The sequence below is a fragment of the Actinokineospora bangkokensis genome, assembly GCF_001940455.1.
GTDB lineage: Bacteria > Actinomycetota > Actinomycetes > Mycobacteriales > Pseudonocardiaceae > Actinokineospora > Actinokineospora bangkokensis.
In genome coordinates, this window is the sequence record NZ_MKQR01000028.1 from 102,057 (window position 1) to 128,163 (window position 26,107).

The 26,107-nt window shown below is 75.0% G+C and carries 23 protein-coding genes; 19 read left to right on the top strand and 4 right to left on the bottom strand.

The annotated features are described in order from the left end of the window. The first annotated feature begins 380 nt into the window (after positions 1-380). Together BJP25_RS27585 and BJP25_RS27590 are read left to right on the top strand one after the other, a co-directional pair. A complete protein-coding gene (locus BJP25_RS27585; RefSeq protein WP_233158302.1) occupies positions 381-905 on the top strand; it encodes a MarR family winged helix-turn-helix transcriptional regulator in 525 nt (174 codons plus the stop codon). Between the two features lie 2 nt (positions 906-907). After that, a complete protein-coding gene (locus tag BJP25_RS27590) occupies positions 908-2,545 on the top strand; it encodes an MDR family MFS transporter (RefSeq protein WP_075977952.1) in 1,638 nt (545 codons plus the stop codon). A 66-nt stretch (positions 2,546-2,611) separates the two neighbouring features. On the opposite strand, the gene BJP25_RS27595 is transcribed toward BJP25_RS27590, so the two are convergent. Beyond that, entirely contained in the window at positions 2,612-3,436 is an 825-nt protein-coding gene (locus BJP25_RS27595; RefSeq protein WP_075977953.1) for an intradiol ring-cleavage dioxygenase, read from the bottom strand. Between the two features lie 152 nt (positions 3,437-3,588). Next, positions 3,589-4,086, bottom strand: coding sequence for an inorganic diphosphatase (locus BJP25_RS27600; protein ID WP_075977954.1), 498 nt, complete (start codon positions 4,084-4,086; stop codon positions 3,589-3,591). Between the two features lie 1,599 nt (positions 4,087-5,685). On the opposite strand from BJP25_RS27600, the gene dacB reads away from it, so the two are divergent. The 16 genes from dacB (at position 5,686) to BJP25_RS27685 (ending at position 23,636) form a co-directional block, all read left to right on the top strand. Beyond that, positions 5,686-8,994, top strand: a complete 3,309-nt coding sequence (gene dacB / locus BJP25_RS35895) for a D-alanyl-D-alanine carboxypeptidase/D-alanyl-D-alanine endopeptidase (protein ID WP_233158303.1) — start codon at positions 5,686-5,688, stop codon at positions 8,992-8,994. 41 nt (positions 8,995-9,035) lie between these two features. Continuing rightward, positions 9,036-10,100 carry a zinc-dependent metalloprotease gene (locus BJP25_RS27615; protein ID WP_084794616.1) on the top strand — a complete coding sequence of 355 codons (1,065 nt, stop codon included), beginning with the start codon at positions 9,036-9,038 and terminating at the stop codon, positions 10,098-10,100. After that, complete coding sequence (tilS, locus tag BJP25_RS27620) at positions 10,097-11,038, top strand: tRNA lysidine(34) synthetase TilS (protein WP_075977958.1); 942 nt, start codon at positions 10,097-10,099, stop codon at positions 11,036-11,038. The genes BJP25_RS27615 and tilS overlap by 4 nt, the downstream gene beginning before the upstream one ends. Before the next feature lie 10 nt (positions 11,039-11,048). After that, complete coding sequence (gene hpt, locus BJP25_RS27625; protein ID WP_075977959.1) at positions 11,049-11,594, top strand: hypoxanthine phosphoribosyltransferase; 546 nt, start codon at positions 11,049-11,051, stop codon at positions 11,592-11,594. A gap of 241 nt (positions 11,595-11,835) precedes the next feature. Then, complete coding sequence (gene ftsH, locus BJP25_RS27630; RefSeq protein ID WP_075977960.1) at positions 11,836-14,181, top strand: ATP-dependent zinc metalloprotease FtsH; 2,346 nt, start codon at positions 11,836-11,838, stop codon at positions 14,179-14,181. Between the two features lie 57 nt (positions 14,182-14,238). After that, positions 14,239-14,862, top strand: coding sequence for a GTP cyclohydrolase I FolE (folE, locus tag BJP25_RS27635; RefSeq protein ID WP_075977961.1), 624 nt, complete (start codon positions 14,239-14,241; stop codon positions 14,860-14,862). Continuing rightward, positions 14,859-15,692, top strand: coding sequence for a dihydropteroate synthase (gene folP / locus BJP25_RS27640; RefSeq protein WP_075977962.1), 834 nt, complete (start codon positions 14,859-14,861; stop codon positions 15,690-15,692). Before folE ends, folP begins: the two co-directional genes overlap by 4 nt. Continuing rightward, the gene (folB, locus tag BJP25_RS27645; protein ID WP_075977963.1) at positions 15,689-16,072 is read left to right on the top strand and encodes a dihydroneopterin aldolase; all 384 of its coding nucleotides are present in this window, start codon (positions 15,689-15,691) and stop codon (positions 16,070-16,072) included. Before folP ends, folB begins: the two co-directional genes overlap by 4 nt. Then, positions 16,069-16,554 carry a 2-amino-4-hydroxy-6-hydroxymethyldihydropteridine diphosphokinase gene (gene folK, locus BJP25_RS27650; RefSeq protein WP_075977964.1) on the top strand — a complete coding sequence of 162 codons (486 nt, stop codon included), beginning with the start codon at positions 16,069-16,071 and terminating at the stop codon, positions 16,552-16,554. Before folB ends, folK begins: the two co-directional genes overlap by 4 nt. An 8-nt stretch (positions 16,555-16,562) precedes the next feature. Beyond that, positions 16,563-17,030 carry a DUF3180 domain-containing protein gene (locus tag BJP25_RS27655; RefSeq protein ID WP_075978465.1) on the top strand — a complete coding sequence of 156 codons (468 nt, stop codon included), beginning with the start codon at positions 16,563-16,565 and terminating at the stop codon, positions 17,028-17,030. 45 nt (positions 17,031-17,075) lie between these two features. Next, positions 17,076-19,043, top strand: coding sequence for a DUF6779 domain-containing protein (locus tag BJP25_RS27660; RefSeq protein ID WP_075977965.1), 1,968 nt, complete (start codon positions 17,076-17,078; stop codon positions 19,041-19,043). Between the two features lie 60 nt (positions 19,044-19,103). Continuing rightward, a complete protein-coding gene (locus BJP25_RS27665) occupies positions 19,104-20,261 on the top strand; it encodes a PrsW family intramembrane metalloprotease (RefSeq protein WP_075977966.1) in 1,158 nt (385 codons plus the stop codon). A 169-nt stretch (positions 20,262-20,430) separates the two neighbouring features. After that, positions 20,431-21,342: a Rossmann-like and DUF2520 domain-containing protein gene (locus BJP25_RS27670; protein ID WP_075977967.1), complete on the top strand. Its 912-nt coding sequence runs from the start codon at positions 20,431-20,433 to the stop codon at positions 21,340-21,342. Next, positions 21,339-22,238, top strand: a complete 900-nt coding sequence (gene panC, locus BJP25_RS27675) for a pantoate--beta-alanine ligase (protein WP_075977968.1) — start codon at positions 21,339-21,341, stop codon at positions 22,236-22,238. Before BJP25_RS27670 ends, panC begins: the two co-directional genes overlap by 4 nt. A 136-nt stretch (positions 22,239-22,374) precedes the next feature. Continuing rightward, a complete protein-coding gene (panD, locus tag BJP25_RS27680; RefSeq protein WP_075977969.1) occupies positions 22,375-22,857 on the top strand; it encodes an aspartate 1-decarboxylase in 483 nt (160 codons plus the stop codon). Positions 22,858-22,859: 2 nt separating this feature from the next. Beyond that, positions 22,860-23,636, top strand: a complete 777-nt coding sequence (locus BJP25_RS27685) for a type III pantothenate kinase (protein WP_075977970.1) — start codon at positions 22,860-22,862, stop codon at positions 23,634-23,636. 30 nt (positions 23,637-23,666) lie between these two features. Here the strand turns inward: BJP25_RS27685 and BJP25_RS27690 are convergent, their stop codons facing one another. Then, positions 23,667-24,404, bottom strand: coding sequence for a class I SAM-dependent methyltransferase (locus tag BJP25_RS27690; protein ID WP_075977971.1), 738 nt, complete (start codon positions 24,402-24,404; stop codon positions 23,667-23,669). Between the two features lie 258 nt (positions 24,405-24,662). Here BJP25_RS27690 and BJP25_RS27695 point away from each other — a divergent pair, with 258 nt between their 5' ends. Further along, positions 24,663-25,007 carry a histone-like nucleoid-structuring protein Lsr2 gene (locus tag BJP25_RS27695; protein WP_075977972.1) on the top strand — a complete coding sequence of 115 codons (345 nt, stop codon included), beginning with the start codon at positions 24,663-24,665 and terminating at the stop codon, positions 25,005-25,007. 6 nt (positions 25,008-25,013) lie between these two features. On the opposite strand, the gene BJP25_RS27700 is transcribed toward BJP25_RS27695, so the two are convergent. Then, on the bottom strand, positions 25,014-25,850 hold the full coding sequence (locus tag BJP25_RS27700; protein WP_143219351.1) for a (2Fe-2S)-binding protein: 837 nt from the start codon (positions 25,848-25,850) through the stop codon (positions 25,014-25,016). Between the last annotated feature and the right edge of the window lie 257 nt (positions 25,851-26,107).

The following is a 26,107-nucleotide window of genomic DNA, read 5'->3' on the forward strand; positions in this document are numbered from 1 at the left end:
CCCCCGAGGACAGGCCCCACCACGCCAAGCACCCCCGTCCACACCGAGCAAGATCACCACGCCCCACGCGTCACCATCCGCAACCCCCGCCCACCCAAGGGGCTCTGGTCCCTTGCGGCCAGTCTACTGAGGACCCCTCCCGCCCACCCCCGCGACGATCTTGCCTGTGGACAACTCGCCCACCATCGGGTGATGCCACCCCACCCCGTTCGCACTGGGCGAAACGACCGAAACCTCCTCCACGGACAGTCACCCCCGGCGAACAGCAAGCTCATGTGACCGCCATCGCACGAAACCGAGTTGCTCCGGGCGCGTCCGCAAGCGCATGCTTGTAGCTACCAACTAATTGGGTGTTGCAAGCAACTCGGGGAGTGCTCATCGTGGGTGTGCCGGACGAGGGGGCGGGTGGGGAGCTGTCCCCGGCGGACCTCGAGCGGGGGACGCGGCTGGCCAACGCGCTGTTCGGCATGGGCAAGCAGCAGGCCAGCGTGGCCGCCCGGATGAGCAAGGGCGGGCTGGACCGGTCCGCGATCGTGCTGCTCAAGACGTTGGTGCACCTCGGGCCGAGCCGTTCGCGGGCGCTCGCCGAGGAGGTCCACTCCGACCCGTCCACGGTCAGCCGCCAGGTGGCGGGGCTGGTCCGGGACGGCCTCGTCGAGCGCCGCGCCGACCCGGCGGACGGCCGCGCCAGCCTGCTGGCCGCGACCGACCGCGGGGTGGCGCTGCTCGACGCCCAGCGCGCCCGCTTCGCGCTGGCCATCGCCCGCGTGGTCGCCCACTGGGAGCCCGCCGACGTCGACGCGTTCATCGCGCTGTTCGAGCGGTTCCTCGACGACCACCGCGATCACCTGGCTCGACTCATCACCGAATGCGCCCCCCCGGCGCGTTCCGAAGGGGATTCGTAGGTATGTCCACACCGGTTCACGACGCCGCACCAGGGCAGCTGAGCCACCGCCAGATCATGACAGTCCTGTCCGGACTCATGCTCGGCATGCTGCTCGCCGCGCTCGACCAGACCATCATGGCCTCGGCGATGAAGACCATCGCCGACCAGCTGCACGGCCAGACGATCCAGGCCTGGGCGACCACCGCCTACCTGATCACGGCCACCATCTCCACCCCGCTCTACGGCAAGCTGTCCGACATCTACGGGCGCAAGCCGATGTACCTGACCGCCATCTCGGTCTTCCTCGCGGGCTCGGTGCTCTCCGGCATCGCGGGCTCGATGTACGAGCTCGCCGCCTACCGCGCGGTGCAGGGCCTCGGCGCGGGCGGCCTCATGTCGCTGGCGCTGGCGATCATCGCCGACATGGTCTCGCCGCGCGAGCGCTCGAAGTACCAGGGCTACTTCATGGGCATCTGGGGCCTGTCCTCAGTGGCCGGTCCGGTGGTCGGCGGGTTCTTCGCGGGCCTGCAGACCTTCGCGGGCTTCGCCGGGTGGCGCTGGGTCTTCCTCATCAACATCCCGATCGCGCTCGTCGCGCTGGTCGTGGTCGCCCGCTTCCTCAACGTCCCGCACAAGCGCGTCGACCACCGCGTCGACTACTGGGGCGCGGCGGCGCTGACCGTCGGCCTGGTGCCGCTGCTGGTCGTGGCCGAGCAGGGCCGCGAGTGGGGCTGGGCCTCGGGCCGCTCGCTGCTGATGTACGCCGTCGGCGTGCTGGGCCTGGCCGCGTTCGTGCTGGTGGAGCGCCGGATGGGCGACGAGGCGCTGCTGCCGCTGCGGCTGTTCCGCCGCCCGACCTTCGCCCTGGCCAACGTCGTCAACTTCATCATGGGCGTCGGCATGTTCGGCATGATGATGTCGCTGCCGCTGTACCTGCAGATCGTCAAGGGCGCGACGCCGACCGAGTCCGGCCTGATGACGCTGCCGATGACCGTGGGCATCCTCGGCGCGGCGATGGGCTCCGGCGCGGTCATCTCCAAGACCGGGCGCTACAAGGTGTTCCCGGTGGTGGGCCTGGGCGTGCTGGCCGCGGCGATGTTCCTGTTCGCCACGATCGGCGTCGACACCCCGCTGTGGCAGTCCATGGCGATCATGTTCCTGGCGGGCATCGGCCTCGGCCTGAACATGCAGACCCTGGTGCTGGTGATCCAGAACGACGTGCCGGTCAAGGACATGGGCGTGGCCACCTCCTCGGCGGCGTTCTTCCGCTCCATCGGCGGCACCGTCGGCACCGCGGTGTTCCTGTCCATCCTGTTCAGCATCGTGGGCGACCGGATCGCGGGCGCCTTCGCCGCGGTGCGCACCGACCCGGCGTTCCTGGCCGCGGCGGCGCAGAACCCGCAGTTCGCCGGTGGCGCGGGCGGTATCGACCTGAACAACACCGAGTTCCTGAGCACCATCGACCCGGTGCTGGCCCGCCCGGTGCTGAGCGGGTTCGCCAGCTCGCTCGACACCGTCTTCCTGGTCGGCGGCCTGGTCACCGTGGTGGCCTTCGCGCTGATCTGGTTCCTCAAGGAGGTGCCGCTGTCGACCAAGTCGGGCATCCAGCGCGCCGCCGACGAGGACGCGGCCGAGCCGGTCCCGGCCGTGGTGCACTGATCGGGCGCTGAACGCGCGGCACGAGGCGGACCCCGCACCTGCTCCAGGTGCGGGGTCCGCCTCGTTTCAGACGGCCACGACCAGGGTCGCGGTGTACCCGCCCGCGGTGTCGCCGGAGACGGCCGCGAGCTGGGAGGTCCAGCCGTCGCTGAAGACCATGTCGCGCGCGAGGCTGGTCCGGGAGAGGTTGCCGGTGCTCCGGGAGTAGCCGTCGGTGGCGTAGACCTGCTTGCACGCCTCCTCCGGCAGCGCCAGCTGCGACGTCTTGACCGGGTCGCCCGCCGAGGTGGCGTCCGCGAGGGAGCGGTAGACCTCGAAGTGCACGTGCGGCCAGCGCCCGGAGTAGGCGGCGGGGAAGATCGAGGTGAAGCTGACCCTGCCCGCGGTGCCGGCCTCTTGGACGCCGCGCAGGTAGTTCTCGCCGGTGAGGCCGCGGGCGTAGAGGGAGTAGTTGCCGTCGCGGTCGCAGTGCCAGAGGTAGACCGCCGAACCCGCCAGCGGGGTGCCCGCTCCCGCGTCCATGACGGTCAGGTCGATGGTCAGGGGGACGCCCTGGGCGGTCGTGGTGGAGGACCCGAAGCTGGAGCGGATGTCCGAGCGGACGATGCCCGACTCGGTGAGCGCGTTCGGCCCGTTGCTGCCGTCGCCGGGGTACGGGCCCGCGGTCTCGTCCGGGATCTCGGTGAGGCCCGCGGCCACCGCTGACCCGCTGGTGGTGGTCGTCGCGCCGGACGAGCCGGTGGCGGCGGGGGCGCAGGCGGCCACGGCGGCCAGGCCCGCGCCACCCAGCAGGGCGAGCACGCGGCGGCGGCCGAGGGTGGCCAGGTCGAAGGCGAGACCCCGGTCGTGGTCGCTCGCCTGGGTGTCCGGGATGTCCTGGTCGGGGTGCATGGGACCAGGGTCGCCGCCGGAACCGGGTGGGGGCTGGGGCGCGGCTGTGCGCCCGCTGTGACCCCGGGCCCCGGGTCGTCCCGGGGCCCCGCGCGGACCCGACCCGGCGCGGGTCAGGTCCGGTGTCCGGGCCCCGCGGGCCCGGGACCCGGCTAGTGCAGGGTCAGGCCCGACTCCTTCAGGCGCTTGAACGAGCGCTCGATCTCGGCCTCGGCCTCGGAGCGGCCGACCCAGTTCGCGCCCTCGACCGACTTGCCCGGCTCCAGGTCCTTGTAGACCTCGAAGAAGTGCTGGATCTCCAGGCGGTGGAACTCCGCGAGGTGGTGGATGTCGCGCAGGTGCTCGGTGCGCGGGTCCTTGGCGGGCACGCACAGCACCTTGTCGTCACCGCCCTTCTCGTCGGTCATGCGGAACATGCCGATCGCGCGGGCGCGGATCAGGCACCCGGGGAAGGTCGGCTCCTGCACCAGCACCAGGGCGTCGAGGGGGTCGCCGTCCTCGCCCAGGGTGTTGTCGATGAAGCCGTAGTCGGCCGGGTACTGGGTGGCCGTGAACAGCGTGCGGTCGAGGCGGATGCGACCCGTCTCGTGGTCCACCTCGTACTTGTTCCGGTTCCCCTTGGGGATCTCGATGGTGACGTCGAACTCCACGCCGTCCCTCGCTCGTCTCGGCTGCCGTTTGCTACCTCACTAGTGTGGACCACACCGGACGGGCGGCCGGCACCGATCCCGACCGGCGGGGTGTGACGTTCGCAGGCCACCAGGGGAGGACCACGCGTGCCCGAGCAGGACCCGGACGGGCGGAGGCCGTCGGACGGCGGTCGGCGGCAACCTGGTGACCAGCCGAAACGTCCCCAGGACGTGCCCGACACCACCCCGGCCTGGCCCGCCGCCGACGACTCCGGCTGGCCCGGCCAGGACGACGACACCCCCGCCACCGGCGCTCCCGAGCCCCGCCGCGACGCCCCCGGGACGCCTGGGAGTGACGAGGACCACGTCCCGCAGGCCCCCGCCGACCCGGTGAAGCCGTCCACCCACCCGGGTGAAACCCCCGCCGCGGCCGCGTGGCCGACCACCGGCGACCCGGACGAATCCGTCTCAGCGGACGAAACGCCCGTCGCGGGGTGGCCCGACGCGGACCACCCCGCCGACGCCGACGAGCCAGCAGATGACGCCCCGGCGGACGACGACGCCGCCGGGTGGCCGGAGGAGCCGACCGCCGAGCCTGGGTCTCCGGCCGAGGCCGAGCGCGGCACGAGCGCGCCTCAGGCGTCGTCGGAGGAGTCTGAGGGCGAGCAGCCTGCGCAGCCCGCCGCGGCGCCCGCGGACGAGGAAACCCCAGCTCAGCAGGCTGAAGAGCAGTCCGCTCCGCCGGTGGACGCCGAGCCTGCGCCGTCGCAGGAGGTCTCTCCCGCGAGCGCGGATGCCGATGCGGCGACCCCCGCAGCGCCTGCGCAGGGCACAGACCCCGAGCGGCCGGAGGCTGCGAACCCGGCCCCAGCGGCTCCCGCTTCGAGCGAGGATGCCGAGCGGCAGCGGCCTGGTGAACCCCAGGCAGCGCCTTTGACCAGCGCCGATGCGGACAGTGAGCCGCAGCCGGAGACCGAGCCGAGCCCGGAGTCGGAGTCGGAGTCGGCTGAGGGCACTGGCGTCCAGTCTGATGACGAGCCGACCCCTGCCCCTGCGGTGCCTGCCGGCAGCGCCGGTGGTGAGGACGAGCAGCCCGCCTCGGGGGCTGAGTCGAGCCCCGAGGCGCCCGCGGACGCTGCGGATGAGTCGTCCGCTGCTGCGCGCGCGGAAGGGGAGTCCGAGCGCGAGCTGGCCCCGGGTGGGGATGCTGCTGCTGGGCAGGCCCCTGCGCGCGAGGGGGCTGAACCGGGTTCCGAGGCGCTGGCCGGTGCGGATGTCGAGGACGGGCAGGCTGCCGCCGCGCGCCCGGAGGCTGAGCCGGAACCCGAGCCGGCCGCAGGTGCGGACACCGACGGTGAGCACCCTGCCACCGCACCGCCGGATGCTGAGTCGAGCCCGGCCCAGGACACGGGTGTCGAGCGGGAGCTTTCTGCTGGTGCCCAGGCTGGGGACGAACCTGATCCGGGTGGGGATGGTGCCGAGGACGGGTCGGAGGCGACCGCGCCCGGCACGGGTGCGGGGCAGGAACCGGTCGCTGGTGCGCGGGCCGACGCCGACCCCGGCCAGGACGAACCTGGACCGAGCGCTGGTGCTGAGCCGGAGCGGGCCACCGACGCGCGGGTGGAGGACGAGCCCGAGCGCGGAGCGCCAGAGGCGGGTGCTGAGCACCAGCCCGCTGACGTGGAGGCGCCGGAGTCCGATGAGCCCGAGCAGGGCATCGAGGGTGACCAGCACGCGGAGGACGCGGACGCCGAGCCCACCCCCGCAGAAGCGCAGGAGACCAGCTCGCCGGACGGGTCGGCCGAGCCTGAGGCTGATCACCCCGGCAGTGAGCCCGGGGCTCCCCGGGCCGAGGACGTCGAGCCGCCCGGGGCGACCCGCGAGCTGCCCACGTTCACCTTCAGCTGGAACGCGCCGCAGCCCGTCGAGGACCTCGACGTCGACCCGGGTGTCGAGCGCGTCGACCCGGAGCAGGTCGCAGGCGTCTACCGCCTCGTCGACGACCTCGACGAGGACGCCCTCGACGAGCACGAGGCCTTCGCCGACGCCGAGGCGGGCGGTGAGCGCGAGGCCGCGGCGCCCGACGCCCCGACCCCGGCCGACCGCTGGGACAGCTCCCGCGCCGAGCCGCAGGATGAGGCGGCGGAAGGCCGGGACCAGCCTCATCAGGCCCAGGACGAGCCGGCTGATAGTCCTGAGCAGGCCGAGCGCCAAGCCCACGACGAGTCCCCGGTTGAGACGCCCGGTGCTGAGGATGAGCCGGGCGCTGACGCTGAGCCGTGGAGTGCTCCCCGGTCCTGGGGCAGCCCACGGGATGACGCGGCCGAGGACCGAGGGCTTGCCGAGCGCTGGGCTCACGACGATGGTGCCGAGAACCGCGGCGAGACGGTCCCGGCGGAGCCCGAGCCGTGGGGTGCCGCCCAGCCCGGGGACAGCTCCCAGGGCGAGGCGGAGGACCAGGGGGAGCCGGAGCGCTGGCATCCGGCTCGGGATGGCGCTGAGGTCCGGGGTGAGGCGCCCGGCGAGCGCGAGGACCGGGGCGGCGAAGCGCCGAGCGGCGGGGACCCCGGGTCGGGAGGGCAGGCCGGTGCGGCGCCCGCTGGGGCGACGCAGGAGTTGCGCAGGCCCGACAGCGGGGCCGAGGAGACCCAGTTCGTCCGGCCGGTGGACCCGGCCGCGCTGGTGCGGCCGCCGGAGCAGCCGACCCGGGTGACGCGGCCGGTGCCGCCGGAGTCCGCCGCGGAGCGGACGACGATCACACCCCTGCCGCCGATCCCGGCCGAGGACGACGTCGCGGGCCGGGGGCAGGCGGAGGACCGCACCGCGCCGCACCGGCGGCCGCAGGACCCGGACCGGACGGCACCCAACCGCAGGCCGGGCTGGGGGCGGGCGCCGGGTGCGCCGCCGCAGCGGTCGGAGGGCGTGGGCCCGGAGCGCGTCGGGTTGCGGGGGCCGCAGGGTGAGCGGACCCGCTTCGTGCCCCCGGAGGCGCCGGGGGAGCGGACGCAGGTGACCGGGATGGCGCCGGTGGGCCGCGTGGCGCCGCCGGAGTCGCCCGCCGAGCGCACCCAGGTGGCACCGGCGGTGCCGGACCGGGGTGGCGAGCGCACCCGGGAGCCGTCCTGGTCCCCCGAGCGCACCCAGGCGGCGACTGGTCCGGGTGCGGATCGGACGGGCGAGCGCACGCAGGTCGCGCCCGGCGCGTGGACCGGGGACCGCGGCCAAGCGGCGCCAGGCGTGGCGGAGCGGTCCGGTGAGCGCACCCGGGGTGGCGATCGGACCGGTGAGCGCACGCAGGTCGCGCCCGGGTCGGTGTCGCGGGCGGGGGACCGGGACCAGGCGCCGGGGGTGGCCGCGCGCGCCCCGGGGGCGGACCGGACCGGTGAGCGGGCCCGGGTGGCGCCTCGGGTGCCGGAGCAGGCCGCGGAGCGGACGCAGTACATCGCGGCCGTGGAGCCGGAGCGGGCGGCGCCGCGGCGGATCCTGCCCGCAGGTGAGGCCAAGGCGGAGCCGGAGGGCGAGGAGCGGGGCGCGCCCGCGAAGTCCCGGCGCGGGGTGCTCGTCGCTGCGGTGGTCGTGGTGGTGCTCGCGCTGGCGGCGGGTGCCGTGTTCCTCGTGCCGGGGTTGGCCGACAAGCTGGGCATCGGCGGCGGGGTGCCCGCTGCCGACATCGCGCCCGCGCCCCCGGCGGTCGAGTTCAACCCGACGCTGCGGGGGCCGTCGGCGCAGGGGGCGGCGCCGACGCCCGCCGGGGTGCAGGCGGCGTTGGCCGGGCCGATCGCGGACCCGGCGCTGGGGACGCTGACCGGTGAGGTGCTGGACCCGGCCACCGGGCAGGTGCTGTTCTCCCAGGACCCGAAGACGCCGCTGGTGCCCGCCTCGACCACGAAGCTGCTCACCACCGCGGCCGCGCTGCTGGCGCTGCCGCACGCCGAGCAGCTGACCACCAAGGTCGTGCAGGGCGACAAGCCCGGGACGGCGATCATCGTCGGCGGCGGGGACGTCACGCTGAACTCGCTGCCCGCGGGCAAGCAGTCGGTGTACGCGGGGTCGGCACACCTGGACGACCTCGTCAAGCAGGTGAAGGCCACAGGCGGGGTGGACACCGTGCTGCTGGACCTGGACCGCTACACCGGCGACCCGCTGGCGAAGGGGTGGCTGGAGGCCGACATCGCGGGCGGCAACATCACCCCGATGGTCCCGGCGATGCTCGACGGCGGCCGCTCCGACCCCACCAAGGACGTCTCGCCGCGGTCGGCGAACCCGGCGCGGTCGCTGGCCGAGGAGTTCGCCCAGCGGCTCGGCGCGACCGTCCCGGCCAAGGCGACGGCGCAGGCGCCCGAGGGGGCCAAGGTGCTCGGCGAGGTGCGGTCGGCGCCGGTCGTGGAGCTGGTGGACAACGCGCTCCAGCGCTCGGACAACGTCCTCGCCGAGGCGCTGGCGCGGGAGGTGGCGCGCGCCAAGGGCAAGCCGGTGTCGTTCACCGGCGCCCGCGACGCGGTGCTGCAGGTGTTGCAGGAGAACGGCTTCGACACCACCGGCGTGGTGCTGGCCGACGGCAGTGGACTGTCCACCGAGAACAGGATCTCCGCCGACCTGCTCGTCGAGGTGCTCAAGGTCGCCGCCGCCCCGGACGGGTCGGACCCGCGCGCGGCGAAGCTGCGGCCGCTGCTCGGCGGGCTGCCCGTCGCGGGCGGCAGCGGCACCCTCGCGGGCCGGTACGCCGGCCCCCAGTCCGCGATCGGCAAGGGCTGGGTGCGGGCCAAGACCGGCACCCTGTCCGGGGTCAACTCGCTGGCCGGGGTGGTGCTCGACACCGACGGCCGGGTGCTGGTGTTCGCGCTGATGTCCAACGGCTCGGTGTCGACCTCGGCGCGGCCGGCGCTGGACGCCGTGGCGGCCGCGCTGCGCGGGTGCGGCTGCCGCTGAGGGACCGGTGGGCCTTGTGCGGCTCGGGTAGCGTCGCAGGGGTGACAGCGACCAGCACGGACGCAGCGCGGGTGTCGCCCATCGACTGGGGCGTGGCCGTCTCGGCGGCGCGCAGGCTGGTGCGGCCCGGCCCGGCCGTGCCGCGCAGCGAGGCCGCCGAGTCGGTGGCCCGGCTGCGCGCGATCACCGCCGACGCCGAGGGGCACGTGCGGTCGCTGACCGGCCTCGGGCACGACCTGCCGCTGCTCGACGGCGACGTGGTCGACCGGGACAGCTGGATCGCCGCGGCCGCCGACAGCATCGCCGCGCTCACCGACGGCGCCCTGCCCGCGCGGGCGGGCGGCAGGGCGCTGGCCGGGGTGCTCGCGGGCACCGCGGGCGTGCAGGCCGGGGTGGTGCTGGCGTACCTGAGCAGCCGGGTGCTGGGCCAGTACGACCCGTTCGCCGGGGGCACCGGGCGGCTGCTGCTGGTGGCGCCGAACATCGTCGCCGCCCGCAAGTCCCTCGACGTCGACCCGGTCGACTTCGACATGTGGGTGTGCCTGCACGAGTGCACCCACCGGTTGCAGTTCACCGCGGTGCCGTGGCTGCGCGGCTACTTCCGCGAGCAGGTGGCGTCCTTCATCGGCGGGCTGGACGACTCGGCCGACAACGTCCTCAGCCGGTTCCCCGAGCTGCTCAAGGCCGCCCGCGCCAAGCCGGACCCCACCGCCTCGTCGGGCCCGCTGGGGCTGGTGGAGCTGATGCAGTCGCCCGCCCAGCGCGAGGTGTTCGACCGGCTGATCGCCCTGTCGACGCTGCTGGAGGGGCACGCCGACCACGTCATGGACGCCGTCGGGCCGATCGTCGTGCCGTCGGTGGCCACCATCCGCAAGCGCTTCAACGCCCGGCGCCGCGGCGGCGGGCTGTTCGACCGCGTGCTGCGGGCGCTGCTCGGCGTGGACGCGAAGATGAAGCAGTACGCGGTCGGCGCGAAGTTCACCACCGAGGTGGTCGACACTGTCGGCATGAGCGCGTTCAACACCATCTGGACCTCCCCGCAGACGCTGCCGCTGCGCTCGGAGCTGGCCGACCCGCAGGCCTGGATCCGCCGCGTCGCCCCGTGAGCCGGGCGCCGCACCCGGCGGTCGCCGAGACCAGGGTCGCGGTCCGCGCCCTGCTGCCCGACCGGGGCCGCGGGCTGGTCGTGGCGTGCTCCGGCGGCGCCGACTCGCTCGCCCTGGCCGCCGCCGCCCGGCACTGCGCCGACCGGGTCGCGGGCGTGGTCGTCGACCACGGCCTGCAACCGGGCTCGGCCGAGGTCGCCCGCACCGCCGCCGAGCAGCTGCGCGGGCTCGGGCTCGACCCGGTGCGGGTGGTCGCGGTCGAGGTCACCGGTCGGGGCGGGCCGGAGGCGGCCGCCCGCCGGGCCCGCTACGCCGCCCTGCGCGCGGCCGCGGGCGAGGACACCGTGCTGCTCGGCCACACCCGCGACGACCAGGCCGAGACCGTGCTGCTGGGACTGGGCCGCGGCTCCGGGCCGCGCTCGATCGCCGGGATGCGCCCGCTCGACCCGCCGTGGGCGCGGCCGTTCCTCGGCGTGGCGCGGGCCACCACCGAGGCGGCGTGCGCCGCGCTGGGCCTGACCCCCTGGCACGACCCGCACAACGACGACCCGCGCTACACCCGCGTCCGGCTGCGGCGGGAGGTCCTGCCGCTGCTGGAGGAGGTCCTGCAGGGCGGGGTGGCGGGCGCCCTGGCGCGCACGGCGGCGCAGCTGCGCGACGACCTGGCCGCCCTCGACGAGCTGGCCGACGGGCTGTTCGACCCGGCGCTGCGGGAGCTGCCGGTCGAGGTCGTCGCCACCGTGCCCGCCGCGCTGCGCAGGCGGGTGCTGCGCCGGTGGCTGCTGGCCTCCGGCGTGCCCGAGTTGACCGATCCGCACCTGCGCGCGGTGGAGGCGCTGGTCACCCGCTGGCGCGGTCAGGGCGGGGTCGCCCTCCCCGGCGGCTTGGAGGCGCGGCGCGCGCATGGCAGGCTGGCCTGCGACCGCCCGGACACCTGAGAGGGGCCCCGTGTACGACGGCGACATCGCCTCCGTGCTCATCACCGAGCAGCAGATCAGCGAGAAGGTCGCTGACCTGGCCAAGCAGGTCGCGGCCGACCACCCCGAGGGCGAGCAGGACCTGGTGCTCATCGGCGTGCTCAAGGGCGCGGTCATGTTCATGACCGACCTCGCCAGGGCGCTGCCGGTGCCCGCGCAGCTGGAGTTCATGGCGGTCAGCTCCTACGGCTCGTCGACCTCCAGCTCCGGCGTGGTCCGCATCCTCAAGGACCTCGACCGCGACATCGCGGGCCGCGACGTGCTCATCGTCGAGGACATCATCGACTCCGGGCTGACCCTGTCCTGGCTGCTCAAGAACCTCCAGTCGCGCAACCCGCGCTCGCTGCAGGTGTGCACCCTGCTGCGCAAGCCGGACGCGGTGAAGGTGGAGGTGCCGGTGGAGTACGTCGGCTTCGAGATCCCCAACGAGTTCGTCGTGGGCTACGGCCTCGACTTCGCCGAGCGCTACCGCGACCTGCCCTACATCGGCACCCTCGACCCGAAGGTGTACGCCTAGGGCGGGGGGTCCTGACCTGGGGTAGCGCAGGCCACACGGGGGGTGCCCGGCCCGCGGGAACCGGGCGGGCGGCTCGTCCGTTGACGTCTTCAGGCAGCCCTCCCCGCACTTCGTCCGGTGGGGGTGGCCTCGCGGACGGTACTCTGGTGGGACCGGAGGCCCCGTCCGGTGGGGCAATGGTCGTCATTGCCCTCACAGGCACGTCAGGGAGGGTGGAGGCCGCCACCGCGGCCGTAAGTGCATGGACCGCAAGCGCCTGCTACGCAACCCGCTGCTGTGGATCTTGGCAGTGTTGCTGATCTACTTCGCCTTCAGCATGCTGTTCGACGACACGCGCGGGTACACCAACGTGTCCACGTCCAAGGCCGTCGCGCAGATCACGGCCGGCAACGTCAAGACGGCTGAGCTGGGCGACAAGGAGCAGCAGCTCAAGCTGACCCTGCGCAACCCCATCGACCAGGACGGCCAGCAGGTCACCCAGGTGGTGACCCAGTACCCGTCCGGGGCCACCGGCGAGGTGTACAACGCCCTCATCGCCAAGGCCGACACCGAGTTCAAGACCACGGTCACCCAGGACTCGTTCCTCACCCAGATCCTGATCTTCCTCATCCCGCTGGGGCTGCTGCTCCTGCTGCTGATGTGGATGATGAACAACGTCCAGGGCGGCGGGAACCGGGTCCTCAACTTCGGCAAGTCCAAGGCCAAGCAGCTGTCCAAGGACATGCCCAAGACCACCTTCGCCGACGTCGCGGGCGCCGACGAGGCCGTGGAAGAGCTGTACGAGATCAAGGACTTCCTGCAGAACCCGGGCCGCTATCAGGCCCTCGGCGCGAAGATCCCCAAGGGCGTGCTGCTCTACGGCCCGCCCGGCACCGGCAAGACGCTGCTGGCGCGCGCGGTCGCGGGCGAGGCGGGCGTGCCGTTCTACTCGATCTCCGGCTCGGACTTCGTGGAGATGTTCGTCGGCGTCGGCGCCTCCCGGGTGCGCGACCTGTTCGAGCAGGCCAAGCAGAACTCCCCGTGCATCATCTTCGTCGACGAGATCGACGCGGTCGGCCGCCAGCGCGGCGCGGGCCTCGGCGGCGGCCACGACGAGCGCGAGCAGACCCTCAACCAGCTGCTGGTCGAGATGGACGGCTTCGACGCCCGCGGCGGCATCATCCTCATCGCGGCCACCAACCGCCCGGACATCCTGGACCCGGCGCTGCTGCGCCCGGGGCGGTTCGACCGCCAGATCCCGGTGTCCGCGCCGGACCTGATGGGCCGCAAGAAGATCCTGCAGGTGCACTCCAAGGGCAAGCCGATCTCCCAGGACGTCGACCTGGACTCGCTGGCCAAGCGCACCGTCGGGATGTCCGGCGCCGACCTGGCCAACGTGCTCAACGAGGCGGCGCTGCTCACCGCCCGCCAGGGCGGGAACCTGATCACCGGCCCGGCGCTGGAGGAGTCGGTCGACCGGGTGGTCGGCGGCCCGGCGCGCAAGAGCCGGATCATCTCCGACAAGGAGAAGAAGATCACCGCCTACCACGAGGGCGGGCACGCGCTGGCCGCGTGGGCGATGCCGGACCTGGAGCCGGTGTACAAGCTCACCATCCTGCCGCGCGGGCGCACCGGCGGGCACGCGCTGGTCGTCCCCGAGGACGACAAGCAGCTGATGACCCGCTCGGAGATGATCGCGCGCCTGGTGTTCGCCCTGGGCGGCCGCTCGGCCGAGGAACTGGTGTTCCACGAGCCGACCACCGGCGCCTCCAGCGACATCGACCAGGCCACCAAGATCGCCAAGGCGATGGTGACCGAGTACGGCATGAGCGCCCGGCTCGGCGCGGTCCGCTACGGCCAGGACCAGGGCGACCCGTTCCTGGGCCGGTCGATGGGCCACGGCGCGGACTACTCCCTGGAGGTCGCGCACGAGATCGACGAGGAGGTGCGCAAGCTCATCGAGGCCGCGCACACCGAGGCGTGGGAGGTGCTCAACACCTACCGCGACGTCCTCGACGAGCTCGTCGAGGAGCTGCTGGAGAAGGAGACGCTGACCCGCAAGGACCTGGAGCGGATCTTCTCCGGGGTGCAGAAGCGGCCCAGGATCACCGCGTTCAACGACTTCGGCGAGCGCACCCCCTCGGACAAGCCGCCGATCAAGACCCGGCGCGAGCTGGCGATCGAGCGCGGCGAGCCGTGGCCGGAGGACGACCAGCGCGCCGAGGTGCCGACCCCGGTCGGCGCGGTCCCCGGCGCGGGTGACCTGCCCGGCGGGCCGCCGCACGGCTCCCCGCAGCTGCCGCCCTACGGCGGCGGGTCCAACGGGACCCCGCCCAACGGGACGCCGCCGCCCTACGGGTCGCACCCGGCGCCGCCGACCAACGGGACCCCGCCGTACGGCCAGCCCTACCAGCCGCACCAGCCCGGTGCGACCTCCGGGCCGCCGCACTACGGCGCCCCGCCCGGGTGGACCCCGGCGACCTCGCCGGAGGGCTCGCAGTGGCAGCGGCCGGGGTGGAGCGGACAGCCCCAGCCGCCGCAACCCCCCCAGGGTGAGAAGTCCAACCCCCGAGACGGGGATTCCGACGGGCGCCCGGCCGGTTCCTGATGCGATGGTGGCGGCGGACGGCCGCCACCGTCCACCCAGCAGGAGCCGGAGGCACCCATGACGACAACGACCGACGGGCTCGGGGCGGACGCGACCGCCCCGAGCCCGGCCTTCGACCAGGACCGGGCCGAGCGGGCCGTGCGCGAACTGCTGCTCGCCTGCGGTGAGGACCCCGACCGCGAGGGGCTGCTGGAGACCCCCGCCCGGGTCGCCCGCGCCTACGCCGAGCTGTTCGCCGGGCTCTACACCGACCCGGAGCAGGTCCTGGACAAGACCTTCGACGTCAGCCACGAGGAACTGGTCCTGGTGACCGACATCCCCATGTACTCCACGTGCGAGCACCACCTGGTGCCCTTCCACGGCGTCGCGCACGTCGGCTACATCCCCGCGCTCACCGGCCGGGTGACCGGCCTGTCCAAGCTGGCCAGGCTGGTCGACCTCTACGCCAAGCGCCCGCAGGTGCAGGAGCGGCTGACCTCGCAGGTGGCCGACGCGGTGGTGCGCAAGCTCGACGCCCGCGGCGCGATCGTGGTCATCGAGGCCGAGCACCTGTGCATGGCGATGCGCGGCATCCGCAAGCCCGGCGCCCGGACCACCACCTCCGCGCTGCGCGGGATCTTCCAGACCTCGGCCTCCTCGCGGGCGGAGGCCATGCAGCTGATCAACGGGCGCACCCGGTGACCCTGCCCAGGCCGGGTCGCTGCGCGGTGGTGGGCGTGCTCAACGTGACCCCGGACTCGTTCTCCGACGGCGGCCGCTACCTCGACCTCGACGACGCCATCGGGCACGGCCTGGCGATGTGGCGGCGCGGCGCGGACCTGGTCGACGTCGGCGGCGAGTCGACCCGGCCGGGGGCGGCCAGGGTGGACGCGCGCACCGAGGCCGACCGGGTGGTCCCGGTGGTGCGCGCGCTGTCCGCCGAGGGCGTCGCGGTCAGCGTCGACACCACCAGGGCCGAGGTGGCCGAGGCCGCGGTCGCGGCGGGCGCCTCGGTCGTCAACGACGTCTCCGGCGGCCTGGCCGACCCGGGCATGGGCCCGGTGGTGGCCGCCACCGGGGTGCCGTGGGTGCTGATGCACTGGCGCGGGCACAGCCGGGACATGGACGCCCTCGCCGAGTACACCGACGTGGTGGCCGAGGTGCGCGCCGAGCTGCTGCGCCAGGTCGACGCCGCGCTGGCCGCCGGGGTCGACGAGAACCGGATCGTGCTGGACCCGGGGCTTGGCTTCGCCAAGCGCGCCGAGCACAACTGGGCGCTGCTGCGCGAGCTGGGCTCGCTGGTGGAGCTGGGCTTCCCGGTGCTGGTCGGGGCGTCGCGCAAGCGCTTCCTGGGCACCCTGCTGGCCGGTCACGGCGGGGCAGCACGCCCGCCGGACGGCCGGGAGGACGCGACCACCGCCGTCACCGCCCTGGTGGCCGCGGCGGGCGCCTGGGGTGTGCGGGTGCACGACGTGGACCGATCCCTCGACGCGGTCGCGGTGGCCGCAGCGGTGGCCGGGGAGGCCGGATGACCGACCGGATCGCGCTGACCGGGCTGCGGGTGCGCGGCCACCACGGCGTGTTCGAGCACGAGAAGCGCGACGGGCAGGAGTTCGTCGTGGACATCACCCTGTGGCTCGACCTGGCCGAGGCCGCGGCCACCGACGACCTGGCCAAGACCGTCCACTACGGCGAGCTGGCCGAGCGGGCGGCCGCGGTGGTGGCGGGCGAGCCGCGCGACCTCATCGAGACGGTGGCCGCGCGGATCGCGGACGCGGAGCTGGCCGACGAGCGGGTGCACGCGGTGGAGGTCACCGTGCACAAGCCCGCCGCACCCATCCCGCTGACCTTCGCCGACGTGGCCGTCACCGTGCGCCGCTCGCGGCGCGGCGGCCGGGGCGGTGCCCGGTGAGCCGGGCCGTGCTGTCCCTCGGGTCCAACCTCGGTGACCGGTTGGCGCACCTGCGCTCGGCCGTCACCGCCTTCGCCGACGAGCTGGTCGCCGTCTCGCCGGTGTACGAGACGGCCGCGTGGGGCGTCACCGACCAGCCCGACTTCCTCAACGCGGTGGTCGTGGTCGCCGCGGACGGCGTCGACGGGTGGGGGTGGCTGCGCCGCGGGCAGGCCGCCGAGGACGCCGCGGGCCGGGTGCGCGAGCGGCGCTGGGGCCCGCGCACCCTCGACGTGGACGTGGTCACCGTGGACGGGGTGACCAGCGACCACCCCGAGCTGCTGCTGCCGCACCCGGGCACCGCCGAGCGCGCCACCGTCCTGGTGCCGTGGCTCGACGTGGAACCGGACGCGGTGGTGCCGGGGGTGGGGCCCGCCCGCGACCTGCTGGCCGGGCTGGACACCTCCGGCGTGCGCCGCCGCGACGACCTGGAGCTGCGGTGAGCGCGCAGATGCGGGCCACCAAGGCCGCCGACCTGGTGCCCGCTGGCGCGGTGGCGGCCGTCGTGGGCTACGTCGGGTGCAGGCTGGTCTACGGCGACCTGCCGCCGCTGCCGACCCTCGCCGGGCTGCCGCTGGCGGTGCTGGCGGTGGTCGAGGCGCTGCTGGGGTACTCGCTGCGCAACCGCATCCGGGGCAAGGGCGGCGGCAGGCCGGTGCAGGCGCTGACCGCGGCCCGCTCGGTGGCGCTGGCCAAGGCGTCGTCGCTGCTCGGGGCGATCATGGTGGGGGTGTGGCTGGGGGTGCTGGGGTACGTGGTGCCCGCGGCGTCCCGACTGGCCGCGGCCAAGTCGGACATCCCCGCGGCGGCCGTCGGCGCGGTGTGCTCGGCGCTGCTGATCGGCGCCGCGCTGTGGTTGGAGCACTGCTGCCGCACCCCCGACGACCCCCGCGAGGACGACGCGCGGTCCACCGGCTGAGCTCTCTTTGATCTCGTCGCGGTAACGGACCGGTACGGTGGGGCCATGACCGGCCGCCCCGACCCCGACGACGAGCGCGATCGCAGCGCTGCCGGGGCCCGCGCGCTGCTGGTGGTGGGCTTGGTCCTGGCGGTCGGCGCGACCGCGGTGCTGGTGCTCAGCGACTCGCTGCGCTGGATGCGCCTGGGCGTGGTGGCCGCGCTGTGGGCGGCGCTGGCCGGGACCTTCCTGGCCGCCCGCTACCGGGGCCAGTCCGCCGAGCGCGCCGAGCACGCCGCCGAGCTGGCCCGGGTCTACGAGCTGGAGCTGGAGCGCGAGGTCGCCGCCCGCCGCGAGTTCGAGCTGGAGACCGAGGCCGAGGTCAAGCGCCAGGCCGACGAGAAGGCCGCCGCCGACCTGGCCGCCCTGCGCGAGGAGCTCACGGCCCTGCGCGAGCACCTGCACCAGCTGCTCGGCGGCGAGGTGCTGGTGGAGCGGATCGCCCTGCACGCCGAGGCCACCAGGATGCGCTCGGTGGAGGGCCAGCGCGGCGGTGACGAGTGGCAGCCGTCCTGGCAGACCGGGGACGCCCCGGCGGTCGGCCCCGCCCGGCCCACCGCGACCCGGCGCAGACCGCTGGCGGTCACCCCGGTGCCCAACCCCGGTGGTGGCCGCCCCCTGCGGACCGACGAGGTCCCCCAGCGCCGCGACCTCGACCAGCACCGCGCCCCCACCCGCCAGGCCCCCGACCCCGAGCGCGTCCACCCGCCGGGCGCCGCCCCGCCCGCGGACCGCCGCACGGCCGACTCCGCCCCCACCGGTCAGCTCGACCGCAGGCTGAACCCCGACGCCGGGTCCCGCGCCGAACCGCCCACCGGTGCCATCCCCACCGCCGCGCCCCGGCGCCCCGCCGACGAACCCACCCGCGCCGACCTGCGCCCCCCGCCCCCCGCGCGCCCGGCCGCGGACGACACGCGCCGCGTCCCCGCGGGCAGGCCCCGCGTGGAACCGGTGGGGCGCGTCGACCCGCAGCGGACCCCCAGTGGCACGTTCCCGCCCGTCGACCAGCAGCGCACCCCGAGTGGCACGTTCCCGCCGGTGGCGGAGCCGGGTCGTCGTGGGCCCGCTGAGCCGGTGGCCCGGGTGGCGCCCCCGGCCGAGCCGGGGGTCAGGCGCCGCACGCCCACTGGCCAGTTCCCGCCCGTCGACCAGGGGCGAAGCCCGAGTGGCACGTTCCCGCCGGTGGCGGAGCCGGGTCGTCGTGCGCCCGCTGAGCCGGTCGCCCGGGTGGCGCCCCCGGCCGAGCCCGGGGTGCGGCGCCGGACGCCCACGGGCGCGTTCCCGCCCGTGGGCCGCCCAGCGGACCCCGCGGACCCGGCCCGCCGCCACAACCCCGCCGAGCCGGTGCGGCGGCGCACGCCCACCGGCACGTTCCCGGCGGTGACCGAGCCCAGCGGGTCCACCCGCCACCCCAACCCGCCACCGGACCCGGCCCGCCGCCGCCCGCCGACCGGCGAGTTCCCGAGCGCCGAGCAAGCGGCCAGGCGCGGTCCCAGCGGCGCCCCCGCGCCCGACGCCCGCAGGCAGCCCGCCGAGGCGGCCCGGCGCGCTCCGGCCGAGCCCGTCGACGCGGGCCGCCGCCGCGCCCCCACGGGCACCTTCCCCCCGGTCGCCGAACCGGGCCGCGCGCCGAGCGCGGCGATCCCGCCGGTGGCCGACCCCGCGCGCCGCGCACCCGCGGACCCGACCCCCACCGGCGCCCACCCCGCCGCGGCCGAGGCCGGTGGCAGGCGCCGGGCCCCCACCGGCACGTTCCCGCCCGTCGACGAGCCGGGCGGGCGCCCCACCCCGGCGGCCGAGCCCGCCGACGAGGGCGGCCGCAGGCGGGCGCCGGAACCGGCGGGCAGGCACGGCGGCGGCGAGGCCGGGCACACCGGGTCGCACACCCAGGGCCTGTCCGTCGAGGAGCTGCTGGCCGCCCACGGCACCGGCGCCACCCCGCGCAGGCGCCGCCGCCGCGACGACGACGACTGACCCCCGCCCCGCGTCCGGGGGTTCCCGGCGTCGCGCAGGGCGTCCGTAAGATCGCGTCCCGTGTCCGATCCGCGCCTGAGCAGGCACACCCCGCGCCGGTTGACCGTGCTGCTGCCCGTCGTCGGGCTGTTGGCGCTGGCCGGGTGCGGGCTGGTGCTGATCGCGCTGAGCACCGCGCGGGTCGGGCTGGAGGCCGAGCTGGTCGGGGTGGGGGCCGCGCTGCTGCCGGTCGGGCCGGTGGTGGCGACCTTCCTGTGGGTGGACCGGTGGGAGCCCGAGCCCGCCAAGCTGCTGTGGTCGGCGTTCGCCTGGGGGGCGTGCGGGGCCACGATCACCGCGCTGCTGATCAACAACACCGCCGAGGCGGTCGGGGACCTGCTGCTCGGGTCGGGCAACGGGGACAAGCTCTCGGCCATCGTGTCCGCGCCGCTGTTCGAGGAGGCGGCCAAGGGCGCGTTCGTGCTGGCGGTGTACCTGTTCCTGCGCGGGGAGTTCGACGGGGTGGTCGACGGCATCGTCTACGCCGGGCTCACCGCGGCCGGGTTCGCCTTCACCGAGAACATCTACTACTTCGGCCGCGCGTTCTCCGACTACGGCTTCGGCGACAGCACCTCGCCGGGCGTGGTGGCCGCGTTCATCCTGCGCGGGGTGCTCTCGCCGTTCACCCACCCGCTGTTCACGATCATGATCGGCATCGGCGTCGGGGTGGCCGCGCGCAGCGCGCACCGGCGCACCAGGGTGCTCGCCCCGGCCCTGGGCTACGCGGGCGCCGTCGTGCTGCACGCGCTGTGGAACGCCTCGGCCACCCTCGGCAGCGGCACCACCTTCCTCACCGTGTACTTCCTGGTGATGGTGCCGCTGTTCGGGGCGGTGCTGTGGCTGATCACCTGGCACCGCAGGCGCGAACAGCGGGTGATCGCCGCCGCCCTGCCGGGGATGGTGGAGCAGCGGTGGATCCTGCCCGCCGAGGTGGAGCCGCTGAGCAGCCTCAAGGGGCGCAGGCACTGGCGCTCCCGGGTGCGCAGGCGCAGCGGGCGCGCTGCCGCCGCGGCCGTGGGGGAGTACCAGGCGGCGGTCAGCGAGCTGGCCTTCCTGGACCGCTCGATCGCCGCGGGCACGGCCGGGCGCACCGGGCAGCAGCACCGGGAGGAGTTGGTCGCGGTGCTCAAGCAGGCGCGCAAGCGGGCGGTGCTGGCCTCGGCGCAGCGCGACGGGTGAGCGCTGTGGCCCAGCGGACACCGTGGTGGCGGTCACCCGGGCGCCACCGGGCCGAGCCGGGGCGGCTACTCTCGCGGCCGTCGTCCGGTACCCGCGCCGATGCGGGACTGGAACGAGTGCGAGGAGCTGCGACGATGTCGTTCGGTGCCCGGGCGCCCCGGGGTGGCCCGTGACCAGGCCCGCCCGGTTGACCGTGGGCGTGGTGTCCGCCGGTCGCGTCGGTGCCGTGCTCGGCGCCGCCCTCGCCCGCGCGGGGCACACCGTCGCCGCCACCGCCGCCGTCTCCCGCGCCTCGCTGCGCCGCGCCGAGGACCTGCTGCCCGGCGTGCCCGTCCGCCCGCCGGACGAGGTGGCCGCGGCCGCCGACCTGGTGCTGCTCGCCCTCCCCGACGACGCCCTGCCCGGCATGGTGCGCGGCCTCACCGCCGCGGGCGCCCTGCGACCGGGGCAGATCGTGGTGCACACCTCCGGGGCCAACGGCGTCGGCGTGCTCGCCCCGGCCGCCGCGGTGGGGGCGCTCACCCTCGCCCTGCACCCGGTGATGACCTTCACCGGCCGCGCCGAGGACCTCCAGCGGGTCGCCGCCTGCTCCTTCGGCGTCACCGCCGCCGACGGCGACGAGGTGGGCTGGAGCGTCGCGGAGGCGCTGGTCGTGGAGGTCGGCGCCGAGCCGGTGCGGGTGCCCGAGGCGGCCCGCCCGCTCTACCACACCGCGCTGGCGCACGGCGCCAACCACCTGATGACCCTGGTCGGGGACTGCGCCGACCTGCTGCGCGCGGCCGGGATCAGCACCCCGGGCACCGCCGAGCGCGTGCTCGGGCCGTTGCTGTCCGCGGCGCTGGACAACGCCCTGCGCCACGGCGACCGCGCGCTCACCGGCCCCGTGGCCCGCGGCGACACCGGCACGGTGGGCACCCACACCGGGGTGCTGGCCGAGCGGGCCCCCGAGCTGCTGACCGCCTACCGCGCGCTGGCCGACCGCACCGCCCGCCGGGCCGCCGCGGCGGGCCTGCTGCCCGCCGACCGGGTGCCCGACGTGCTGGCCGCCCTCGACGACGACCCACCCCAGGAGCAGCGATGACCGCCGCCGCCCCGCGCTTCACCGCCGGGAAGACCCACGTGCACAGCGACCCCGAGCAGCTGGCCAGGGTCACCAGGGCGCTGCGCGCCACCGGCCGCAAGGTCGTGCTGGTGCCCACCATGGGCGCCCTGCACGCGGGCCACCGCGAGCTGATGGCGCGCGCCCGCCGCATCCCCAACACGGTGCTCGCGGTGTCGATCTTCGTCAACCCGCTCCAGTTCGCCCCCGGCGAGGACTTCGAGCGCTACCCGCGCCCGGTCGAGGACGACATCGCCGCCTGCGAGGCCGAGCGCGCCGAGCTGGTGTTCACCCCCGGGGTGGAGGCGCTGTACCCGGAGGCCGCGCAGGTCACCGTGCACCCGGGGCCGCTGGGCGAGGAGCTGGAGGGCGCCGTGCGCCCCGGGCACTTCGGCGGCGTGCTCACCGTCGTGGCGAAGCTGTTCAACATCGTGCGCCCTGACTACGCGATGTTCGGGGAGAAGGACTACCAGCAGCTCGTGCTCATCAAGAAGATGGTGCGCGACCTCAACATGGAGACCCACGTCGTCGGGGTCCCCACGGTGCGCGAGCGCGACGGCCTGGCGCTGTCCTCGCGCAACGCCTACCTCGACGAGGGCCAGCGCGCGGCGGCGGTCACCCTGTCCGCCGCGCTGGCCGCGGGCGCGCACGCGGGCGCCCACGGCCCCGACGCCGCGCTCGCCGCCGCCCAGGCGGTGCTGGCGGGCACCCCGGAGCTGGCCGTGGACTACCTGGAGCTGCGCGCCCCCGACCTCGGGCCCGCGCCGCTCGACGGCGGCGACGCCCGCCTGCTCGTCGCCGCCCGGCTGGGCACCACCCGGCTCATCGACAACGTCCCGCTGTCCCTGGGCCCCACGGCCCTGGGCACCCACGGCTAGGTCGCGCCCCACGACCCGCCACCCACCCCTCCCGTCCCCACCCGGCACCAAGACCGCCCGCCCCCGCAAGGCAACCCGGCACGACAAACTAACGAGCTGCCGCCCCCTCTTGCGGGACAAGCCCGAGGAGCACCCGATGTTCCGCACCATGCTCAAGTCCAAGATCCACCGGGCCACCGTCACCCAGGCCGACCTGCACTACGTCGGCTCGGTCACCGTCGACCCGGACCTGCTCGACGCCGCGGACCTGCTGCCCGGCGAGCAGGTGGCCATCGTCGACGTCACCAACGGCGCCCGGCTGGAGACCTACGTCATCGAGGGCGAGCGCGGCTCCGGCGTGATCGGCATCAACGGCGCCGCCGCGCACCTGGTGCACCCCGGCGACATCGTCATCCTCATCGCCTACGGGGTCATGGACGACGCCGAGGCCCGCACCTTCGAGCCCCGCGTGGTGTTCGTCGACGCCGACAACCGCCAGGTGCACCTGGGCGGCGACGCGGCGTTCGTCCCGTCCGGCCACGGCCTGCGCACCGGCGCGGTCACCGACGTCGAGGCGCTGCTGGCCTCGGAGACCGACGACGCCACCCGGCTCGACGCCCTGCTCGCCCACGAGCGCTGACGGTGCTGCTCACCGTCGACGTCGGCAACACCAACACCGCCTTCGGCCTGCACAACGGCACCGACCTGCTGCGCGGCTGGCGGGTCCGCACCGACGCGCGCACCACCGCAGACGAGCTGGCGATGACCCTGCGCGGCCTGCTCGGCGAGCACGCCGAGCGGGTGTCCGGGGTCGCCGCCCTGTCCACCGTCCCCGCGGTGCTGCGCGAGGTGCGGGCGATGCTCGCCCGCTACTACCGGGGCGTGCCGCGCGTGGTGGTGGAGCCGGGCATCCGCACCGGCGTGCCGCTGCTGGTCGACAACCCCAAGGAGGTGGGCTCCGACCGCATCGCCAACACCCTGGCCGCGCACGCCGAGTTCGGCACCGCCTGCGTGGTGGCCGACTTCGGCACCTCCACCAACCTCGACGTCATCTCGGCCAAGGGCGAGTTCCTCGGCGGGGTCTTCATGCCCGGCATCGAGATCTCCGTCGACGCCCTCGCCGCCCGCGCCGCCGCCCTGCGCAAGGTCGAGATGGTCCGCCCCCGCTCGGTCATCGGCAAGAGCACCGTCGAGTGCCTGCAATCCGGCATCATGTACGGCTACGCGGGCCAGGTCGACGGCCTCGTCCACCGCATCCGCGCCGAACTGCGCGCCGCGGGCCACCCCGGCGACCCCACCGTCATCGCCACCGGCGGCCTGGCCCCCATCGTGGTCGGTGAGGCCACCACCATCGACCACCACCGCCCGGACCTCACCCTGGAGGGCCTGCGGTTGATCTTCGAGCGGAATCGGCGCTAGTCGACCGGTCGGTCGGAAATCGAATCCGGCTCACCGCTTGGCGGCGCGGATGACGGTTGTGATGAGGGGGCGGTCGAACTCGCCGGTCGAAGTCGCGGGGTTCGCGGAGAGGAAGTCGCGGACGCGGGTCAGGACCTCCGCGCGTTCTGCGGCGGGGGCTTGGGAGACGTTGCTGTGGGTCTTCACCGTTTCCAGCATTGAGGCCGCGGTGCGGCGTTGGGCGTGGTGGACCTGGACCTGCTCGGGCGGCTTCAACCCGGGGTGTTCGGGCACGCGCGCGGCGTGATTGCGGGGCGGGCCGATCGAGGTGGTCGCCAAGGACGCCAATTCCGCGACCCACGGCACCGATTGGTCGTCGTGGTTGGCGAGGGTGGCCAGCACGCCGCCGGGGCGCAGCACCCGCAGCATTTCCGGGATGGCGGCCGCCTGGTCGAACCAGTGGTAGGCCTGGCCGACCACGACGGCGTCGACGCAGGCGTCGCGCAGCGGGATGGCCTCGGCGGTGCCGTCGCGGACGGCGACGTCGGGGAACAGCCGGTGGAACCACTCGCGCAGGCGCTCGTCCGGCTCCACCGCGGTGACCTCGATGCCCAGGTCGAGCAGGGCTTCGGTGAGCTTGCCGGTGCCCGCCGCGAGGTCGAGCACCCGCTCGGCGTCGCCGACCGCCCAGGCGACGGCCTCCACCGGGTACCCGGGGCGGTGGCGGTGGTAGTCGGCCGCGGCCGCGCCGAAGGAGGAGGCGCGCCTGGCGAACAACTCCGGTTCCATGCGCGCAACGGTATATCCGCCGCTCCCGCCGCCGGTGCGGTGGCGGGGGATCCGGGTGGTGGCCGCGGTCGAGCGGCCCACTCGCCCCGATTCCGCATTCGCCGTGGGCGGCGCGCCCGACCGGGGTGACCCGTTCGGGTATCGCGGGCTCACGCAATCCGCTGGATTTGCGCTAATGTGGTTGCGCGCGGCAATTCAGCACCGGGTGGCCGAATCGCCCATCGCGCGTCCGCATTCGCGATACGGAGGAGGCCAGCCATGGCGCAGAAGGTCACCGTTTCCCTCGTCGACGACCTCGACGGGTCGGTCGCCGAGGAGACGGTCGAGTTCGGCCTCGACGGCGCGTCCTACCAGATCGACTTGTCTGCGGACAATGCCGAGAAACTGCGCGAGCTGCTCGCAGACTTCATCGACAGCGCGCGCCGCGCGGGCGGGCGCAAGCGCGCCACCGGCAAGCTCGTGGCGAAGGCGCCGCGCTCGGCCAGCGCCGACCGCGAGCAGAACCAGGCCATCCGGGACTGGGCGCGCAAGCACGGGATGACCATCTCCGACCGCGGGCGCATCCCCTCGGAGGTGCTCGACGCCTACAACGAGCAGGCCTGAGCGGGCTCAGCCGCCCCGGCGGGACAGCCGGGGGCAGGTCGAGCAGGTGCCCTGGCCCCGGTCGAGCAGGTAGTGGAAGCAGCAGCTCTCCCGGCGGCGGGTCCACTCCGCCGAGCCGTCGGCGGCGACGACCTGCCGCAGGGTGGAGGGGGCGGTCAGCGGGCGCGGGCCGTCCGCGAGGACCAGCGCGGCGTCGGCCACCCCGGCCCGCTCGTCGCCGCCGTAGCGGCCCGCGAGCCACAGCGCGTTGTCCAGGGCGTCGGTGGCCGCCGACCAGAGCATGCGCCTGCCGAAGCGGGCCTGGTCGGCGAACACCTCGACGAAGCGGGCCGCGTGCGCGGTGAACCGGCCGCGCAGCACCGCGGCCAGGGCCTGCTCGTCGGGGACGGCGGTGGCGTGCGGGTCGCCCGCGTCCGGGTCGTCGGGCAGGCAGGTGAACCCGGGGGTGAGCACGGCGATGGCCTCGGGGTGCGGGCGCGGCTCGGCCATCCGGAAGGCCAGGTGCTCCGGGCGCAGCGAGGGCACCCGGCGCTCGTGGTGGAACAGCAGCCCGGCGACGTACCCGGGCACCCAGAGGTACCAGGACATCACGTAACCGGCGGTCGTCCGATCCGGTGATTCCCCGTACTGGTGGTCGAGCCAGGCGGCCAGCCCCGCGCGCCAGCTGCCGAAGGCCCCGGGGTCGGCGAGGAAGTCGGCGCAGGTGCGCCAGCCGGGCACCCCGCGCTGGTCGCCGTGGCGCAGCTCGACGCGGCCCTGCTGGGGGTCGATGCGGGCCAGCGACGCGGCCAGCGGGCCGCCGGGGGTGACCGCCCGCGGGCGGGGGCGCTGCGCCGTGGTCACGACGGCGTACCGTCACGGTGTGCGACGCGGCCGCTGCTCCACATGGCGTGACCTTCCTGCTCCACAGGGTGATGAAGGTATGCCTAACCTTACCTTGTGGACCCCCGGTTCGGCTATCCGGCGGATGACAGCGGCCTGACAGCGGCCCGCGGAGCACCGCCCGAGGCGCCCTCGACGGGGCTGTTCGCGCTGAGCGGAACCTCCCCCGCTTGCGGAATCCCTCCAGGCCACCGCACGTTGGACCAGGACGAGGGGAC